At 70.5% G+C, this 18,464-nt stretch carries 14 protein-coding genes; 9 read left to right on the top strand and 5 right to left on the bottom strand.

All coding sequences use genetic code 11. The annotated features are described in order from the left end of the window. Positions 1-1,083 precede the first annotated feature (1,083 nt). Positions 1,084-2,292, bottom strand: a complete 1,209-nt coding sequence (locus AB0C25_RS35820; protein WP_357379415.1) for a DUF349 domain-containing protein — start codon at positions 2,290-2,292, stop codon at positions 1,084-1,086. Positions 2,293-2,442: 150 nt separating this feature from the next. Between AB0C25_RS35820 and AB0C25_RS35815 the strand changes: the two genes are divergently transcribed. From AB0C25_RS35815 to dapF, 3 genes are read left to right on the top strand one after another with little or no spacing between them, the layout of a single operon-like run. After that, positions 2,443-3,285, top strand: coding sequence for a class III extradiol dioxygenase subunit B-like domain-containing protein (locus AB0C25_RS35815; protein WP_357379414.1), 843 nt, complete (start codon positions 2,443-2,445; stop codon positions 3,283-3,285). Between the two features lie 14 nt (positions 3,286-3,299). Continuing rightward, positions 3,300-4,223 carry a tRNA (adenosine(37)-N6)-dimethylallyltransferase MiaA gene (miaA, locus tag AB0C25_RS35810; protein ID WP_357379413.1) on the top strand — a complete coding sequence of 308 codons (924 nt, stop codon included), beginning with the start codon at positions 3,300-3,302 and terminating at the stop codon, positions 4,221-4,223. Between the two features lie 7 nt (positions 4,224-4,230). Continuing rightward, complete coding sequence (dapF, locus tag AB0C25_RS35805; protein WP_357379412.1) at positions 4,231-5,076, top strand: diaminopimelate epimerase; 846 nt, start codon at positions 4,231-4,233, stop codon at positions 5,074-5,076. On the opposite strand, the gene AB0C25_RS35800 is transcribed toward dapF, so the two are convergent. Continuing rightward, positions 5,051-5,665, bottom strand: a complete 615-nt coding sequence (locus AB0C25_RS35800) for a TetR/AcrR family transcriptional regulator (RefSeq protein WP_357379411.1) — start codon at positions 5,663-5,665, stop codon at positions 5,051-5,053. The genes dapF and AB0C25_RS35800 overlap by 26 nt on opposite strands. 78 nt (positions 5,666-5,743) lie before the next feature. Here AB0C25_RS35800 and AB0C25_RS35795 point away from each other — a divergent pair, with 78 nt between their 5' ends. Continuing rightward, the gene (locus tag AB0C25_RS35795; RefSeq protein WP_357379410.1) at positions 5,744-6,640 is read left to right on the top strand and encodes an alpha/beta fold hydrolase; all 897 of its coding nucleotides are present in this window, start codon (positions 5,744-5,746) and stop codon (positions 6,638-6,640) included. A 65-nt stretch (positions 6,641-6,705) separates the two neighbouring features. On the opposite strand, the gene AB0C25_RS35790 is transcribed toward AB0C25_RS35795, so the two are convergent. Beyond that, positions 6,706-8,172 (bottom strand): NAD-dependent malic enzyme, encoded by a 1,467-nt coding sequence (locus tag AB0C25_RS35790; RefSeq protein WP_357070375.1) that lies wholly within the window; start codon positions 8,170-8,172, stop codon positions 6,706-6,708. Between the two features lie 186 nt (positions 8,173-8,358). On the opposite strand from AB0C25_RS35790, the gene hflX reads away from it, so the two are divergent. Both hflX and AB0C25_RS35780 read left to right on the top strand, forming a co-directional pair. Beyond that, positions 8,359-9,813 (top strand): GTPase HflX, encoded by a 1,455-nt coding sequence (hflX, locus tag AB0C25_RS35785; protein ID WP_357379409.1) that lies wholly within the window; start codon positions 8,359-8,361, stop codon positions 9,811-9,813. Between the two features lie 50 nt (positions 9,814-9,863). Further along, positions 9,864-11,612, top strand: a complete 1,749-nt coding sequence (locus tag AB0C25_RS35780; protein ID WP_357379407.1) for a hypothetical protein — start codon at positions 9,864-9,866, stop codon at positions 11,610-11,612. A gap of 82 nt (positions 11,613-11,694) precedes the next feature. Here AB0C25_RS35780 and lexA read toward each other — a convergent pair whose 3' ends face one another. Then, a complete protein-coding gene (gene lexA, locus AB0C25_RS35775; protein WP_357247520.1) occupies positions 11,695-12,480 on the bottom strand; it encodes a transcriptional repressor LexA in 786 nt (261 codons plus the stop codon). A 541-nt stretch (positions 12,481-13,021) separates the two neighbouring features. Here lexA and nrdR point away from each other — a divergent pair. The 3 genes from nrdR to AB0C25_RS35760 all read left to right on the top strand — a co-directional run bounded on the left by nrdR (position 13,022) and on the right by AB0C25_RS35760 (position 17,720). Continuing rightward, positions 13,022-13,522, top strand: coding sequence for a transcriptional regulator NrdR (gene nrdR, locus AB0C25_RS35770; protein WP_357247523.1), 501 nt, complete (start codon positions 13,022-13,024; stop codon positions 13,520-13,522). A 32-nt stretch (positions 13,523-13,554) separates the two neighbouring features. After that, positions 13,555-16,452 (top strand): vitamin B12-dependent ribonucleotide reductase, encoded by a 2,898-nt coding sequence (locus AB0C25_RS35765; protein WP_357379405.1) that lies wholly within the window; start codon positions 13,555-13,557, stop codon positions 16,450-16,452. Between the two features lie 239 nt (positions 16,453-16,691). After that, complete coding sequence (locus AB0C25_RS35760; RefSeq protein ID WP_357379403.1) at positions 16,692-17,720, top strand: hypothetical protein; 1,029 nt, start codon at positions 16,692-16,694, stop codon at positions 17,718-17,720. Between the two features lie 224 nt (positions 17,721-17,944). On the opposite strand, the gene AB0C25_RS35755 is transcribed toward AB0C25_RS35760, so the two are convergent. Next, on the bottom strand, positions 17,945-18,154 hold the full coding sequence (locus tag AB0C25_RS35755) for a DNA-binding protein (RefSeq protein WP_357379401.1): 210 nt from the start codon (positions 18,152-18,154) through the stop codon (positions 17,945-17,947). Positions 18,155-18,464 lie beyond the last annotated feature (310 nt).

The raw sequence follows: 18,464 nt of genomic DNA, 5'->3' as shown, positions 1-18,464 counted from the left end.
GCGCCCCCCCACCCCCCCCCCCCGCCCGCCCCGCGCCCCCCCCCGCCCCCGCCCCGCGCGCGCCGCCCCGCGCCCGCGCCCCGCGCGCGCCGCCCCGCGCCCGCGCCCCGCGCGCGCCGCCCCGCGCCCGGTGCGCGCCGCCCCGCCGCCCCGGTCTCCGTAGCTCGCGTTGTCCGTAGCTCGCGTTGTCCGTGCTCGCGCTGCCCGGGTCGTCGGGTGGTCCTCAGGTCGTTCGGGTGGCGCTCGGGCGGTTCGGGTGGCGCTCGAATCGTCCCGGGTGGCGCTCGGGCTGTTCGGGTCGCGCTACGGCGGGCCGAAGGGCTCGGCGGTCGTTGCCGAAAGTTCTCCGACGCCCGACGATCCCATGATCGACTCGACATTCAGAAAACCGGCCCATCCACGCGGCCCGGACACCCCGAGTTTCAGGAAGCCGAGTCGATCAACCAATGGGCAGCCGGACACCCGCGCCGGTGGCGCACGGACCAGGAGCAGGCGGCGACGAGTTCGGGTCGGGCCGACCGATCTCACCCCGAGGTCGTGATCGATCCGGGATATCCACATCGTTGCGTCAGGGTGGTAGTCGGCGGGTCAACCCGGGACATGACGTGCACGATCGCGGAGTGGGGCAGGCCCCAGCTTGACGATCATGGAGGTGTGGTGCCAACTTTGGGGGTTTAGGGGCGTTTTGTTGCCCACCACAACTCCATGATCGGCGAGGCGGCGCGGGTTGACGAACAGCCGTTCCACCTGGCGCATCCATGTCGACATGGATGTAGTGGTCTGCGGGGCGCTCGGATGCCACTACATCCTGGATCGAGCATGACCTTGACGTCTGCCGGCCGCCCCCAACCCCGGTCTCGACCCTCAAGCACGAGGTTCGTGTCAAGATCCAGGCAACATCGGGGATGTTGCTGCCTCCCGCCGCCTCCGAGGCAGCAACATCCGGGAAGTTGCGTAGGTCTTGGCGCGGGTGCGGGTGCGGGCGCGGGCGCGAGGCGCATCGGCGGCGCGAGGGCGCGGGCGGCGCGGACACGCGGGAGCCCCCGGTCCCGCGCGGGACCGAGGGCTCCGGACGTCGTCAGCTCAGCCGGCCTGCTCCGCGAGCTGGAGGAACTGCCGCTTGGCGGCGAGCGCCTGCTCGGCGTCCTTGATCCGGCGCGCGTCGCCGGCGCTCTGGGCCCGGGCCAGCCGCTCCTCGGCCTCGGCCACCTGCGCCCGCATCTGCGCGAGCAGCGGGTTGTCCTCCTTGGTGGTGCGGCGCCACGCCGAGTCCATCACGTCGCGGACCTTGTCGTCGATGACGCGCAGCCGGCGCTCCAGCCCGGCGGCCGCCTCGCGGGGCACCCGGCCGGCCTCGTGCCACTGTGCCTGGATGTCCCGCAGCTTGGCCTGGGCGCCCTTCGGGTCGGCGTCGATGTCCAACGCCTCGGCCTCGGCGAGCAGGGCCTGCTTGCGCTCCAGGTTGCCGCGCTGCTCGTTGTCCCGGGCGGAGAAGACCTCACTGCGCCGGCTGAAGAAGGCGTCCTGCGCGCCCCGGAACCGTTCCCAGAGCTTCTGCTCGGCCTCCTTGGAAGCGCGCGGCGCGGCCTTCCACTGGGTCATCAGCTCCTTGAGCTGGTTGGCGGTCGCGGCCCAGTCGGTGGACTCCGAAAGCTTCTCCGCCTCGGCGACCAGCTCCTCCTTGACCGTCTGCGCCTGCTTGCGCTGGGAGTCCAGGGAGGCGAAGTGGGCGCCCCGGCGACGGGTGAATCCGTCCCGGGCGGCGGCGAAACGCTTCCACAGCTCACCGTCGGCCTTCTTGTCGACCCCACGAATGGTCTTCCACTCGTCGAGGATCTCCTTGAGCCGGTCCCCGGCGGTCTTCCAACCGGTGGATTCGGCGGCCAGCTTCTCGGCCTCCTCGACAAGGGCGGTCTTGCGTGCCAGGGCCTCGCCGCGAGCGGCCTCCCGGGCAGCGCGCGCCTCGCCGGCCTTCTCCTCGGCGAGGGTGGCCAGCTTGTCGAGGCGAGCGGCCAGGGCGTCGATGTCGCCGACCACGTTGGCTTCGGGCAGCGTGGCACGGATCCGCCGGATCGTGCTCACCGAGTGCCCGGCGTCGGCCGCACCCGACTTGAGACGTGCTTCGGTCAGGTCCACCTCGGTCACCAGATCGGCGAAGCGGCGCGCGAAGTGTGCCAGGCCCTCCTCCGGTGCTCCCGCCTGCCAGGATCCGACAACCCGCTCGCCCTCGGTGGTCTTGACGTACACGGTGCCGTCCGCGTCCACCCGTCCGAAGGCAGTCCAGTCGCTCATGTGCCCATCCTCGTTCTCCCGGCGTCGAGGGATCGATCCCCCGTCGCCGCCACGGCGCAGCCAAGTTGCTTCCGGCATTGTCACAGGTCCGACCCGGTCCGCGTCGAGCGCCTATCGCCGACCGTGACCATACGGTGTCCTAGGGGCCGAATGACCGGATCGGCGCGGAGACGCACCGACGATTCCCGCTACGGTGAAAGGGTGCCACTGGTCGCCGCTGCCGTCTGCCCACATCCGCCCCTGCTCGTGCCCGAGGTGGCCGGCTCCGCGGCCCCGGAGTTGGACGGCCTGCGGGCGTCCTGCGACACGGCCGTACGCCGGTTGCTGGCCGTCGACCCGGACACCGTGGTGCTGCTCGGCACCGGCCCGGTCACCGGCCTGATCGACTCTCCGGCCACCGGTTCCCTCCAGCCGTGGGGTGTCGACCTGGACGTGCCGCTGGTCCCCGGTCAGCCCGACCGGGGCGCGGTGCTGCCGTTGAGCCTGACCATCGGCGCGTGGTTGCTGTCCCGCTACGACGCGCGGGAGCACGACGCGCGGGAGCACGACGCGCGAGCGCACGACGCGCGGGCGCACGACGCGCGGGCGCACGACACTCGGGAGTCGGTGACCGCCGTGCAGGTGGCCGCCGATGCCGGCCCGGCCGAGCTGGCCGCGCTCGCGGACGAGGTCGGCGCCACGGGGGACCGGGTGGCGTTGCTGGTGCTCGGGGACGGGTCGGCCTGCCGGGGCGAGAAGGCCCCCGGGTACGACGACGCGCGCGCCAGCGCGTACGACGAGCGGGTTGCCAGGGCTCTGGCCGAGGCGGACCTGGACGCCCTGCTCGGCCTCGACCCGGTGGTGTCGGCGGAGCTGAAGGCCGCCGGCCGCGCACCCTGGCAGGTGCTGGCCGGCGCGGCCCACGCGGCCGGCGGAGGGTGGCGTGGTGAGCTGCTGCACGACTCCGCCCCCTATGGGGTGGCCTACTTCGTGGCGTCCTGGGAGCGGGTGTGACAGGCGGTGCGGGTGTGACAGGCGACGCGGGGGGCACTGTCGTCGCGGTGGTCGGCCCGACGGCGGCGGGCAAGTCGGCGCTGAGCATCGCGTTGGCGCACGCGCTGGACGGTGAGGTGGTCAACGCCGACTCGATGCAGCTCTACCGGGGCATGGACATCGGCACCGCCAAGCTGACCCCCGCCGAGCGGGACGGCGTGCCGCACCACCTGTTGGACATCTGGGAGGTCACCGAGCCGGCGAGTGTCGCGGAGTACCAACGGCTGGCCCGCGCGGCGGTGGACGACATCCTGTCCCGGGGGCGGGTGCCGCTGCTGGTCGGTGGGTCCGGGCTGTACGTACGGGCGGTGCTGGAGCGTTTCGAGTTCCCCGGGACCGACGCGGCGCTGCGGGAGCGGCTGGAACGGGAGTTGACCGAGGTCGGCCCTGCCCCGCTGTACGCGCGACTGCGCGCCGCCGACCCGGTCGCCGCCGAGGGCATCCTGCCCGGCAACGGCCGCCGCATCGTGCGGGCGCTGGAAGTGATCGAGCTCACCGGCGCGCCGTTCGCCGCGTCGCTGCCGCAGCCCACGCCGTACTACCCGTCGGTGCAGCTCGGCGTCGACCTGGACACGGGCGTGCTGGACGAGCGGATCTCGTCACGGGTCGACCGGATGTGGGCCGACGGCCTGGTGTCGGAGACCCGGGAGCTGGTCGGGCGAGGGCTGCCCGAGGGTCGGACGGCGAGCCGGGCGCTGGGCTACCAGCAGGTGCTGCGCCTGTTCGCCGGTGAGCTGACCGAGGAGCAGGCGCACGAGGAGACGGTCCGGGCCACCCGCCGTTTCGTCCGCCGGCAGCGGTCCTGGTTCCGGCGCGACCAGCGGATCCACTGGCTGGACTCGGCCGCGCCGGACCTGATCGGGGCCGCGCTGCGTCTGGTGCTGGTCGAGACGCGATAATGGGGGCGTGGAGTTCACCAAGGGCCACGGCACCGGCAACGACTTCGTTCTCCTTCCCGACCCGGACGGTCAGCTCGACCTGACCCCGGAGCTGGTCGCGGCGCTGTGCGACCGGCGGCGGGGCATCGGCGCGGACGGCGTGCTGCGGGTGGTCCGGGCGGCCAAACATCCGGACGGCGCCGGGCTGGCCGGCGAGGCCGAGTGGTTCATGGACTACTGGAACGCCGACGGGTCGTTCGCCGAGATGTGCGGCAACGGTGCCCGGGTCTTCGTGCGCTACCTGCTCGACACCGGGTTGGCGACGCCCGCCGGCGCGGCGTTGCCGGTGGCCACCCGGGCCGGCGTCGTGCGCGCGGTGGTCGAGGGCGACGCCGTGTCCGTCGAGATGCGCCGACCCCGGGTGTACGACAGTTCGACCGCCACCCTGGGCGGGCTGACCCTGGCCGGCACCGCCGTGGACATCGGCAACCCGCACCTGGTCTGCGTGCTGCCGGCCGGCGTGGAGCTGTCCGCGCTGGATCTGACCACCGCGCCCGGGTTCGACCCGGGGTTCTTCCCGAGCGGGGTGAACGTCGAGTTCATCGTGGCGGGCGATCCGGTCGACGACACCGACGGGCACACCCTGATGCGCGTGTACGAGCGCGGCAGCGCCGAGACCCTGTCCTGCGGCACGGGTGCCTGCGCGGTGGGCGCGGTGGCCCTGCGTGACCTCGGCCGGGACACCGGAGTGATCGCCGTGGACGTGCCCGGTGGCCGCGTGACGGTCACCGTCACCGAGACCTCCTGCTGGCTGTCCGGCCCCGCCGTCCTGGTGGCCACCGGCGACATCAGCCCGTCCGCGCTGGCGGTGTGAACAGCCGGTCGAGGTGGTAGGTCAGGATCGCCAGCGCGCTCGCGCCGTCGCGCTGGCCGCCGAGAACGCTGGAGCCCAGCCCGTTGGTCAGCGCCAGTAGGCCGGCGGCGACCACGTCGCAATTCAGCTCCGGGTCGACGTCACCGTCCTGCTGCGCTTGGCGGAGTTGTCGGGCGAGCAGCCGTTCGAGCTTGTCGGGATAGGCGGTGCCGTGCCGTTCGGCGAGGTCTGGCTCGCTGAACACCAGCGCGTAGTAGCCGGTGTAGGCCCTGGTGAGTTGGTGGCCTTCGGGGTCCGTCGGCAGGACGGCGGAGAGGGTGCCGACGACAACCGTGCGTGGGGTGACCGGCCCGAGTGCCCGGATCCGTGCCTCGACGCGGGCGGCTAGCTGCTCGCCGAGATAGCCCAGCGCGGTCAGCAGAAGCTCGTCCTTGGTGTGGAAGTAGTACTGCACCAGTCGCAGCGACACCCCGGCCTCGGCGGCTACCTCCCGCATGCTCGCGGACTGCAGCCCCCGGCTGCTGGCGATCCGCAGCAGCGCGTCGCCGATCTGCCGACGCCGCTGTTCGTGGTCGACGCGCTTGGGCACCGTGGCACTCCGTCCTGTTCCGTCAGCGGGCGTTAGTGATACGTTCGTACCATCAAAGCACGCGGGACAGGAGACATCGTGACAGTCGCACCGATCAGCGCGTTCACCAGCGATCGCGCCCGCGTCCGTTTTCTTGACGCGTACGAGCGGACCCGACGTCGGGTGTGGCCCGCCGACACGGTCGCCACCGACCTGCCGACCAGCTTCGGGCGCACCCGGGTCTACCGATGGGGGGCCGAAGCGGCAACGCCGTTCGTGCTGCTGCCCGGCGCCGGCGGCAACGCCCTGAGTTGGCACCCGCACGTGCGCCGACTCGGGCGGGACCGGGCAGTGATCGCCATCGACCCGGTTGGCGAACCGGGTTGCTCCGTGCAGTCACTGCCCCTCGACGGCGGTGCGGACTGGGCGGGCTGGCTGTCCGAGGTCCTCGACGGGATGGGCGTGGACCGGGCGTACCTGGTCGGCTCGTCGTTCGGCGGTTGGGTGGGGGTGCAGTACGCCCGGCACTCACCCGACCGGGTGGCTGGCCTGGTCCTGCTCGACCCGGCCGGCTTCGGCAAGGTCAACGGACGATTCCTCGCCTGGGTGATGCTGAGCGGCCTCGGCGGCCTCGCCCCAGCCCGGGTACGCCGCGTCGCGGCCCGGCTGCTGCGCAACGCGACCCTGCGTGACGACGACCTGATGGGGCTGATCCGCGCCACCTTCGGTTTCCGCCGCCGGCACCCGGTCCCACCGGCACTCACCGACGACGAGCTGCGTGACCTCACGGTGCCGGTCCTGGCGCTGCTCGGCGAGCGCAGCCAGCTGTACGACGCCCGGTCGGTGGCCGACCGGATCAGTCGCCTGATCCCGGGCGCCCGGTCGGAGGTCGTCCCCGGCGCGGGTCACGACCTGCCGCTGAGCCACCCGGACCTCGTCGCCGACCGAGCCGCCGACTTCGCGACCTCCACACCGCCGCACGCTCCCGCGCCGTGACCGAGAGGTCGCGTCAGGAACGGCGTGGTTCCTGACGCGAACCTTTTGATCGCCAAGGTCGGGTGTTACGGGGTGGCGCTGGCGTTCGCCGCGATCTCGGGGAGGTCGGCGGGGCCGGGGTCGGCCGCCGGCAGCGGGCTGGGGTTGTGCGCGGCGGCGCGAACGGCGGCGGCGACCGCCGGGGCGACCCGGGAGTCGAAGACGCTCGGCACGATCACCGTCGGGTTGATCTTGTCCTCGCCCACCACGTCGGCGATGGCCCGGGCGGCCGCGATCGCCATCTCCTCGGTGAACTCCTCGGCGTGCGCGTCGAGCATCCCGCGGAACACCCCGGGGAAGGCGAGCACGTTGTTGATCTGGTTCGGCTGGTCCGAGCGGCCGGTGGCGACCACCGCGGCGTGCTTGCGCGCCTCCCGCGGGTCGACCTCCGGGTCCGGGTTGGCGAGCGCGAAGACGATCGAGTCCTTGGCCATCTGGGCGATGTCGTCCCCGGTGAGCAGGTTCGGCGCGCTCACCCCGATGAACACGTCGGCACCCCGGATCGCGCCCGGCAGGTCGCCCGAGTAGTTCTCCTTGTTGGTGTTGTCCGCCAGCCACTGCCACGCCGAGTTGAGCCCGGTCAGCCCGCGGTGCAGGGCACCCTGGCGGTCGTACGCGATGATGTCGCCGACGCCCTGGCGCAGCAGCAGCTTCATGATCGCGGTGCCGGCCGCGCCGGCACCGGAGACGACCACCCGGACGTCCTCCAACTGCTTGCCGACCACCCGCAGCGCGTTGGTCAGCGCGGCCAGCACGCAGATCGCGGTGCCGTGCTGGTCGTCGTGGAACACCGGGATGTCCAGCGCCTCGCGCAGCCGGGCCTCGATCTCGAAGCAGCGCGGCGCGGCGATGTCCTCCAGGTTGATCCCGCCGTACGCCGGCGCGATCGCCTTCACGATCTGCACGATCTCGTCGGTGTCCTGGGTGTCCAGCACCACCGGCCAGGCGTCCACCCCACCGAAGCGCTTGAACAGCGCCGCCTTGCCCTCCATCACCGGCAGCGACGCGGCCGGACCCAGGTTGCCCAGGCCGAGCACCGCCGAGCCGTCGCTGACCACCGCGACGGTGTTGCGCTTGATGGTCAGTCGCCGGGCGTCCGCCGGGTTCTCGGCGATCGCCATGCAGACCCGGGCCACACCCGGGGTGTACGCCCGGGACAGCTCGTCGCGGTTGCGCAGCGCGACCTTCGACGTCACCTCGATCTTGCCGCCGAGGTGCAGGAGGAACGTCCGGTCCGACACCTTCCGCACGTCCACGCCGTCGAGCGCGGTCAGCGCGTCGACCACCTGGTCGGCGTGGCCGGCGTCGGCGGTGTCGCAGGTCAGGTCGACGATCACGTTCGTCGGGTCGGAGTCCACCACGTCCAACGCCGTGACGATCGCGCCGGCCTCGCCGACGGAGGTGGTGAGCCGGCCGATCGAGGACGCGTCCGCGGTCACGGCGATCCGGATGGTGATCGAAAATCCGGCGCTCGGCAGTCGGGTGATGGCCACGGGATCCCTCCGTCACGGCTGTGCGGCCGGTCGGCCGCCGCCGCCCGCATTTCTACCGGGTTGTCGCAGCCGACCAGCATTCGCCCCCACTTTTCGAGACCGGGAGCATGGGCATATAGCAGGTGCGTTCGGCGTTGTGTCATGTCAGGATTACGTTCCACTTATCAAAACGGACAGGAGAACCGCTTGCGAGACCAGGAGAGCTTTGTCCCCGTCGAGGACGAGCTCGACGACGTCACCACCGGCGACATGGATCTGTCGGAGCGGCAGTCCCTCCGACGCGTCCCGGGCCTGTCAACCGAGCTCACCGACGTCACCGAGGTGGAATACCGCCAGCTGCGGCTGGAGCGGGTCGTCCTGGTGGGCGTCTGGACCGAGGGCACGGCGGCGGACGCGGAAAACTCGCTCACCGAGCTCGCCCTGCTGGCCGAGACCGCCGGCTCGCAGGTGCTCGAAGGGCTCATCCAGCGCCGCAGCCGACCCGACCCGGCCACGTACATCGGCCGCGGCAAGGTCGACGACCTCAGCGCGGTGGTGCTGTCCAGCGGTGCCGACACGGTCATCTGTGACGGCGAGTTGTCCCCGTCGCAGCTGCGCAACCTGGAGCAGCGCACCAAGGTCAAGGTCGTCGACCGGACCGCGCTGATCCTCGACATCTTCGCCCAGCATGCGAAGAGCAAGGAAGGTAAGGCCCAGGTCGAGCTGGCCCAGCTCGAATACCTGCTGCCCCGGCTGCGCGGTTGGGGTGAGACGCTCTCCCGGCAGACCGGTGGTTCCGGGCGTGGCGGCGGTGCCGGCGGCGGCGTGGGTGTGCGTGGTCCCGGTGAGACCAAGCTGGAGACCGACCGGAGGCGGATTCGGCACCGCATCTCCCGGCTGCGCCGCGAGATCAAGAGCATGCGCACGGTACGCGTCACGAAGCGCGCCCGCCGCAACCGCAACTCCGTTCCCGCCGTGGCCATCGCCGGCTACACCAACGCCGGCAAGTCCAGCCTGCTCAACCGGTTGACCGACGCGGGCGTGCTTGTCGAGGACGCGCTGTTCGCGACACTGGACCCGACCACCCGGAAGGCGACCGCCGCGGACGGCCGGATCTACACCCTCACCGACACCGTCGGTTTCGTCAGGCACCTGCCGCACCAGATCGTCGAGGCGTTCCGTTCGACGCTGGAGGAGGTCGCGGAGGCGGATCTGGTGGTGCACGTCGTGGACGGCACCCACCCGGATCCCGAGGAGCAGGTCCGGGCGGTCCACACGGTGCTCGCCGAGGTGAGCGCGGAGCGGCTTCCCGAGTTGCTGGTGGTCAACAAGACCGACGCGGCCGACGAGGACTCGCTGCTGCGGCTCAAGCGCCTCTGGCCGGACGCGATCTTCGTCTCCGCGCACTCCGGGCGGGGCATGGACGAGCTGCGTGCGGCGATCGAGGACCGGCTGCCGCGACCGGCCGTGGAGGTCCGGGCCGTGCTGCCGTACGACCGCGGTGACCTGGTTGCCCGGGTGCACCGCACGGGCGAGGTGCTCAGCACGGCGCACCTGCCGGAGGGCACCCTGCTGCATGTCCGCGTCGCTGCGGACCTCGCCGCGGAGCTGGCACCGTTCGACGTCGAGCGACAGGGACAGGCGGCGGGCAGCCGCTCCTGAGCGGCCACGGTGTCATCCGTCGGAAACGCGTGGCATGCGACACTGGCCGAATGCGCCGCGTTGTTTCCTCGGTCACGGTTGCCCTCGGCCTGTTCGGGGCAACCGTGGCGCTCGCCGGAGTCGCCGCAGCGGCTCCCGCCCCCGGGTCGTCCGAGCCGCCCGCCGTCGCCGCCGGCCAGAAGCGGTGCACGATCGTCGACGAGCGGCTGCGGGAGCTGTCCGGCCTGGTCGCCACCAAGAGCGGCTACATCGTCATCAACGACAGCACCGAGCTCACGGCGCGCGAGCGGATCTTCTTCCTCGACACCAAGTGCAAGATCTCGAAGGAGCCGGTCCGATACTCGGGGCAGGGCCCGGTCGACACCGAGGACCTCGCCCTCTCCAAGGGCGGCGAGACCCTCTGGATCGCCGACACCGGTGACAACGCCGACGCGAAGGAGCGCCGCACGCGCGTCGCGCTCTGGTCGATGCCGGTCACCGGCGCGAGGCAGCCGACGCAGCACCGGATCTCCTACCCGGAGGGCAAGCCGCACGACGCCGAGGCACTTCTCATCGGTGACGACGGAAAACCGCTGGTCATCACCAAGGTCACCAGCGGCAAGGCCGAGATCTACGCGCCGACGGCAGCGCTGCGCAACGGCGAGGCCGATTCGGTACCGATGCGTAAGGTCGGCGAGATCACGCTGCCGAAGACCCAGACGGAGAACCCGCTCAACACGTTCGGCCGGATCGCCATCACCGGCGCGGCCCGCTCGCCGGACGGCTCCCGGGTGGTCCTGCGCACCTACGCGGACGCCTTCGAGTACGACGTGAGCGGCGGTGACATCGTCGGTGCGCTCACCACCGGCAAACCCCGGGTGACGGCGCTGGCGGACCCGTTCGGCGAGGCCATCAGCTACTCCACGGACGGCAAGTCGTTCCTGACCGTCTCCGACGCGTTCCGGTTCGGCGAGGACGAGCCCCTCGACATCCTCAGCTATTCACCGTCCACCTCGACCGCGGTGCCAGTCGCGGCGGGGGCGGGGGACGTCAAGCAGGCGACCTCGACATCCTGGGCCGCCGGGCTGGACTTCGACGACATCACCTATCTGGTCGGCGCGGTCGGGGTGATCGGCCTGCTGCTGGTCGCTGCCGGCATCGTCGGCATCGTCCGGGCCCGCCGACGGCTGCCGGCCGGCGGCGCGGCGGAGACGTCGGACCCGGACGGCGAGCCGCTCAACCCGCGCGCGGGCCGGCCCGCCGACGGTTCGCCAGCGGTGGGTGACCGTACGGGCGGTGTCTACGGTGGCAGCGCGCCGACGGGCACCTACGGCGGTGGCGCCGGTCGCGGCGGGCCGCCTCCGGCGGGCGGTGTGGCTCGCGGTGGCCCTGCGGGTCGCGGTGGCCCGCCTCCGGCGGGCGGTGCCGTGTACGGCGGTGGTCGACCGACCGCGGCCGACGGTGGCTACGGTGCGGCACGACCGGACGGCGGCGCCGCTGGTGTGTATGGCGGTGCTCGTCCCCCGGCCGGTGGTGGTGGTCGCCCCCAAGGGGGCGGTCGTCCTCCAGCGGGTGGCGGTGGCCGTCCGCAGGGTGCCGGTGGTGTCCCTCCGGGCGGAGGTGGTCGTCCCGGCAGCGGTGTGTACGGCGGTGACGGTGGCCACACCGGCACGGGTCGCGCGGAACCGCCCCGACGCGGTGGGCAGGAGTCCGATCCGCGGGGCCAGCGGCCAGGCCGTCGCCGTGACGACGACGAGCCCATCGACCCGTACGGGCAGTATCCCGGGGGCGGTCGCGGCCCCCGCGGCGACCGCTACTGACGGGCCAGACCCCGACAACTGACGGGCCAGACCCCGACAACCAACGCGGGTGAGCGCCCGTGAGCACTCACCCGCCGATCGGTCAGATGCGGCGCAACACCGCCACGACCCGGCCCATGATGGTCGCGTCGTCTCCGGGGATCGGGTCGAAGGCCGGGTTCTGTGGCATCAGCCAGACGTGCCCGTCGCGCCGCCGGTAGGTCTTGACCGTCGCCTCGCCGTCCAGCATGGCGGCCACGATCTCGCCCGAGTCGGCGGTCGGCTGCTGCCGGACGACCACCCAGTCACCGTCGCAGATCGCTGCGTCGAGCATCGAGTCGCCCTTGACCTGGAGCATGAAGACCTCGCCCTCGCCCACCAGCTCGCGGGGGAGCGGGAAGATGTCCTCCACGGCCTGCTCGGCGAGGATCGGCCCACCGGCGGCGATCCGCCCGAGCATCGGCACGTACGCCGGGGTCGGTCGTTGTGCCCGGGACAGCTCGTCGTCGATGGCCTCGCTGGGGGCGCGGACGTCCACGGCACGCGGCCGGTTGGGGTCGCGGCGCAGGAAGCCCTTCTTTTCCAGCTCCTTGAGCTGGTAGGCGACGCTCGACGGCGACACCAGGCCGACCGCCTCGCCGATCTCCCGGACGCTGGGCGGGTAGCCGTGCCGCTCCACCCAGTTGCGGATGAACTCCAGGATGCGACGCTGGCGGGCGGTCAGGTCGACAGTCGCCGGGTCGGGGAAGGCGCTGACGACCGGGGTGACCGGGCGTACGGCGGGCTGGCCCGTCCGGCTGCGCGCGGCGGTGCGGCGTCGGGTGGCCGGGGGGCCCGCCTCGGTGATCTGCTGCGGGCTCTTCGGCCGGCTGGCCCGGTCCTCGGTCACGTCCGTCCTCCCTGGTCGGCGCTGGGTGCCTCGTCGGCTCGTGGTGCGTGCGGTGGTGCCACGTTGTTCATGACCGTATAGGTGAGATCGGTCATTTTCAAACATCTGTACGACCTCTCACCGGCGTGTCGGGGCGAAAAACCGCTCCCGTCGTACGGATGTTCTGATAAATGGTACGTCGAGTAGCACTGGTGTTCGATCGTCGGCTGTTTTCCGGGCCACTCTGGCCCGCCGGCCGGTAACCCGGGCGGGGCCTCCGCGTTGGGTCTTCGGGCGCGCTGATGGTCGCGGATGACCGGATGGTCCGTGACGCGCCGGACACGCCGATCAACTTGACCCGGGTTGCCCAGCGACATACGGTCGACCCCTAGATGTAGTAGTGACACGGGCGTAAGTTGCCCACAGGTTGGGTCCGACTACCGACCGCACTCCCGTAACGTCGATCACGGCGGGCGTCATTCGCGGATGGCACCGTCGTGGTGAGCCGTGCCCGGGGGTGCTCGGTCCGGGTCGCAGTTGATCATTTTGAAGGAGGTGGGCGATGCGGTGTCCGTACTGCCGACACGCTGACTCCCGGGTGGTCGACTCGCGGGAGGCCGACGACGGCCAACTCATTCGACGGCGGCGGTCCTGCCCGGAGTGCGGCAAGCGGTTCACCACCGTCGAGGAGGCGGTCCTCGCGGTCGTCAAGCGCAGCGGGGTGACCGAGCCGTTCAGCCGGACGAAGATCATCGGCGGGGTGCGCAAGGCGTGCCAGGGCCGGCCGGTGGACGACGACTCCCTCGCGCTGCTCGCGCAGCGGGTGGAGGAGACCGTCCGGGCCAAGGGGGCCGCCGAGATCCCCAGTCACGAGGTGGGCCTGGCGATCCTGGGTCCACTGCGCGACCTGGACGAGATCGCCTACCTGCGGTTCGCCAGCGTCTACCGCTCGTTCGACTCGCTCGCCGACTTCGAGCGCGAGATCGACACGTTGCGGGCCGTGGCGCGAGCCCGGGAGCAGGGCCGGGCCGACGCGGTCGAGGCCGCCGGCCGTACCAATTGACTTCACTGTTTTTCGAAAGATCAGGACGCGCGGTGGGTGACCGCGCAGACGAGGGGGGCGACGGCGTGACAACTAGCCGTTCACGGAGCAAGGCAGGCGCGGGGCTGAAGATCGAGCGGGTGTGGACGACCGAGGGGGTCCACCCGTACGACGACGTCGCGTGGGAGCGCCGCGACGTCGTGATGACGAACTGGCGGGACGGCTCGATCAACTTCGAGCAGCGGGGGGTCGAGTTCCCGCAGTCGTGGAGCGTCAACGCGGCGAACATCGTGACCACCAAGTACTTCCGGGGCGCGGTGGGGACCCCGGAGCGGGAGTGGTCGCTCAAGCAGCTGATCGACCGGGTGGTCACCACGTACCGCACCGCCGGTGAGGAGTACGGCTACTTCGCCAGCCCGGCGGATGCCGAGATCTTCGACCACGAGCTGACCTGGATGCTGCTGCACCAGGTGTTCAGCTTCAACTCGCCGGTCTGGTTCAACGTCGGCACGCCGTCGCCGCAGCAGGTCAGCGCCTGCTTCATCCTGGCCGTCGACGACTCGATGGACTCGATCCTCGACTGGTACAAGGAGGAGGGGCTGATCTTCAAGGGCGGCTCCGGCTCCGGGGTCAACCTGTCGCGGATCCGCTCGTCGCGTGAGCTGCTCTCCTCCGGCGGCACCGCCTCGGGCCCGGTCAGCTTCATGCGCGGCGCGGACGCCTCCGCCGGCACCATCAAGTCCGGCGGTGCGACCCGCCGCGCGGCCAAGATGGTCATCATCGACGTGGACCACCCGGACATCGAGGAGTTCGTGGTCACGAAGGCGCGCGAGGAGCACAAGATCCGCGCCCTGCGCGACGCCGGGTTCGACATGGACCTCGGCGGCTCCGACATCGTCAGCGTGCAGTACCAGAACGCCAACAACTCGGTCCGGGTCTCCGACGAGTTCATGTCGGCGGTCGAGAACGAGAAGGGCTTCGACCTACGCGGCCGGCTGGACGGCTCGGTGATCGACACCGTCGACGCCAAGAAGCTGTTCCGCACCATCTCCCAGGCCGCCTGGGAGTGCGCCGACCCGGGCCTGCAGTACGACGACACGATCAACGACTGGCACACCTGCCCGGAGACCGGGCGGATCACCGCGTCGAACCCGTGCTCGGAATACCTGCACCTGGACAACTCCTCGTGCAACCTGGCCTCGCTCAACCTGATGAAGTTCCTCCGCGCCGACGGTGGCTTCGAGGTGGAGAAGTTCGTCAAGTCCGTCGAGTTCGTCATCACCGCGATGGACATCTCGATCTGCTTCGCGGACTTCCCGACCGAGAAGATCGGCGAGACCTCCCGCGCCTACCGGCAGCTCGGCATCGGCTACGCCAACCTGGGCGCCCTGCTGATGGCCACCGGCCTGCCGTACGACTCGGAGCAGGGCCGCTCGGTCGCCGCGTCGATCACGTCGCTGATGACCGGCACCGCGTACCGCCGCTCCGCCGAGCTGGCCGGCGTCGTCGGCCCGTACGACGGCTACGCCCGCAACGCCGAGCCGCACAAGCGGGTCATGCGCAAGCACGCCGCCGCCAACGACGAGATCAAGCCGACCAGCCCGGTGGCCACCGCGATCGTCCGCGAGGCGACCAGGCAGTGGACCCAGGGCAACAAGATCGGCGACAAGTTCGGCTGGCGCAACGCCCAGGCCAGCGTCCTCGCGCCGACGGGCACGATCGGCTTCATGATGGACTGCGACACGACCGGCGTGGAGCCGGACCTGGCGCTCGTCAAGTTCAAGAAGCTGGTCGGCGGCGGCTCGATGCAGATCGTCAACCAGACGGTGCCGCGCGCCCTGCGCAGCCTCGGCTACCCCGAGGAGCAGGTCGAGGCGATCGTCGAGCACATCGCCGACCACGGCCACGTGGTGGACGCCCCGGGCCTCAAGCCGGAGCACTACCCGGTCTTCGACTGCGCCATGGGCGAGCGGACGATCGCCCCGATGGGCCACGTGCGGATGATGGCGGCCATCCAGCCGTTCGTCTCCGGCGCCATCTCCAAGACGGTCAACATGCCGGAGGCGGCCACCGTCGAGGACGTCGAGAAGATCTACTTCGAGGGCTGGAAGCTCGGCCTCAAGGCGCTGGCGATCTACCGGGACAACTGCAAGGTCGGTCAGCCGCTCTCGGTGGCCAAGTCCAACAAGGCCACCGAGCCGGCCGCCGTCGAGGCCGCGCCGGCCGCCGTGGAGAAGGTCATCGAGTACCGGCCGGTGCGTAAGCGCCTGCCGAAGAAGCGCCCGTCCGAGACGGTCAGCTTCTCCGTCGGTGGCGCCGAGGGCTACCTCACCGCCTCGTCCTACCCGGACGACGGCCTCGGCGAGGTCTTCCTCAAGATGTCCAAGCAGGGTTCGACCCTGGCCGGCGTGATGGACGCCTTCTCGGTGGCCATCAGCATCGGCCTGCAGTACGGCGTGCCGCTGGAGACGTTCGTCAGCAAGTTCACCAACATGCGCTTCGAGCCGGCCGGCATGACCGACGACCCGGACGTGCGGATGGCCGCCTCGGTGATGGACTACATCTTCCGTCGCCTGGCGCTGGACTTCCTGCCCTACGAGCGCCGCGCCGAACTGGGCATCTTCACCGCCTCGGAGCGGGCCGCCCAGTTGCGGGCCGAGGCCGACGCGGAGGCCGCCGCCGTCACCGGCGTGGAGCTCACCGCGATGGCGTCCTCGGCGCCGGTGGAGGCCCCGGCCAAGTCGGAGGCCGTCGCCCAGCCGGCCCAGGAGATGGCCGACGTGGCCGCCGCCAAGCCGGCTCCGAGCGTGGGTTCCAGCACCGAACTGCTGGAGGCCGTGATCGGCAAGGCCGCCGACGCGCCGCTCTGCTTCACCTGCGGTACGAAGATGCGCCCGGCCGGTAGCTGCTATGTCTGCGAGGGCTGCGGCTCCACCAGCGGCTGCAGCTGACGTACGCGAACCGCAGCGCTGCCCCGGCTCCCCTCGCGGGAGTCGGGGCAGCGCGTTTCCCGCTGGCCCAGACCCGCGCGGAAGTACGCGTCTGTTGGCGATATACCTCAGAGGTATATTTATGACTCCGAGGCATGAGGCTTGCCGTCTATTGTTGGTCCGGCCGTGCCGCTCATTCTGTCTTCTAGTCGACATAGATTAGGGATGATGCTGCGTAGTCAGTCTGAGATCATGCCGGGATGACGGAGCCACCGACGCGCCGCAGGAAGATGCACCCGGCCGTCGTGGTGGGGTGCATAGCGCTGGCGACGTGGATCTTGCTGGCGGTTTGCATGGGCGAGAATTCTCTCGACCGGGCCGACAGGGCGGCGAGCGTCATTGGGATGTTGCTCGCACTCGGGACGTTTACTGGGGCTTTGGTTGAGCAGCAGCGCAGGTCTTCTGCCCAAGGTGGCGAAGGTTCCGAGCCCCAGGTGTCGTTCTTCAGGCGGCCGAGCGTGTTGACTGGCCTCGCGGTGATGGCTGTGGGCCTGTTGATCGTGGTCGCGGCGGGCCTTCTTGCGAACGGGGGACAGACCTCGGAGGGGTCGAAGGCTCAAGATGATCGAACTCCGCAAGATCATTCCCCTTCTGTGAGCGCGCCTCCATCAGCGAGCGCGGCTCCGTCGGCGAGTTCCCCGGTGGAGAAGGCGGAGCCGTGTGCTTCCACGGCTGGGATCGCACCCACACCTAGCGGAACGGGCGTCGTCGATGCCGTACGCCACGAGGGAGCGCTGGTCATCTCACAGGGCTATTACGCGGACCTAGATTCTCTTTGCCCTGACTGGAACGTCACAGACGTGCTCGGCACCAAGCAAGATGTCGGCAACAATGGCAAGGCTTTCGTCCGGAGTCCGAATGCTGGCACCCAGATCGCGGTGGTCGAGGCATCCGCAGCAGCGACCTTTAGCATGTGTTCGGCAAATACCGACTATGTCCCGAATGGTGCCATACCGATCAAAGAGTTGAGGGTGGGTGCGCGTTATTGTGTGCTCACCGACGCCGGCAGGAGAAGTCTCCTAACTGTCAAGCGGCTGCGTCCTGACGGCGGCCGCACTGCGGTCCACCTGGACGTTCGCACCTGGGCCGAGAAGCGTCCCAGCGAGGAGACCAACTATTGGCCCTGGGTGATTGCCGGCGCCATCATCTTGATGCTGGTTTCGGGGGGAGCTAAGAGCGCCGCAGGCAAGAATGACGACGAGGAGGTCGCCGGGAGCGGGAGAGCCTGAGGTGCCAACTGCGGGATACTGCGAATGATCCGCATCCAGGCACCTCCTCTGAAGTAAAGGGCCGACCCGCTGGGATTCTTGCTGTCGCGTACCACGATGCGTATTCAAGGACTCCGGGGATGACCTCTGGCTGGTGCCATGGAACTCTGACGCGTCACGTCACCTTCGAGGTCCAGGTACTGAAGGATCCAGTCCGGCAGGGCGTTGCGGTAAGCGCATCCGGGTCAGCGGTCTTCGTCGCCTTCGGTTGGGCGTGGTGGGCGGTTGTGCTTGGCCCAGTCGTCTACCTCGTCCGCATCCCAGATGGTCGTGCCGATCAGGCGGGCCATTGGCTCAGGGAAGCCGGGTCGGCGGGTGATCTGCAGTACCCGCTGCCGCGACACGTTGAACAGGGCGGCCAACTCGCCAGGCCCGTACAAGCGTGGTCGCTTCACGGTCTGAAACTAAGCGCAACTTACACTTGACTATCGTAACTTGCAGATTGACAAGACCCCGCCGAATGGTGTGTGGTGGAGTGGTCACGCCAGGCGACGGCGGGACAACTCGCCGGGAGGTCGGGTGCCGAAGCATGTGCCGTACGACGATTACCTGCTGGCGGTGGCGCTGACCTTTGCCCGGCGCCACCGGCCGGTCTGGTCGTGGCGGCGATGGCGGCGGACCTGCCGATGTGGGGCGGACCTGCCCTGCCGAGCTAGACACCGCATCCCGATCCGGCGCGGCCACTGGCCAGGGGAGGAGCAGGAA

Origin of the sequence: Micromonospora sp. NPDC048839, assembly GCF_040649915.1 — a bacterium.
Classification (GTDB): domain Bacteria; phylum Actinomycetota; class Actinomycetes; order Mycobacteriales; family Micromonosporaceae; genus Micromonospora.
Note: the sequence above shows the minus strand (reverse complement) of the source record. Positions and strands in the feature narration are given on the sequence as shown.

Bases quoted from the DNA above. Each gene is read 5' to 3' on its own strand.
- AB0C25_RS35760 (WP_357379403.1), top strand. From the start codon at position 16,692: ATGACGGAGCCACCGACGCGCCGCAGGAAGATGCACCCGGCCGTCGTG.
- nrdR (WP_357247523.1), top strand. From the start codon at position 13,022: ATGCGGTGTCCGTACTGCCGACACGCTGACTCCCGGGTGGTCGACTCG.
- AB0C25_RS35815 (WP_357379414.1), top strand. From the start codon at position 2,443: ATGACCGGATCGGCGCGGAGACGCACCGACGATTCCCGCTACGGTGAA.
- AB0C25_RS35820 (WP_357379415.1), bottom strand. From the start codon at position 2,292: ATGAGCGACTGGACTGCCTTCGGACGGGTGGACGCGGACGGCACCGTG.
- AB0C25_RS35780 (WP_357379407.1), top strand. From the start codon at position 9,864: ATGCGCCGCGTTGTTTCCTCGGTCACGGTTGCCCTCGGCCTGTTCGGG.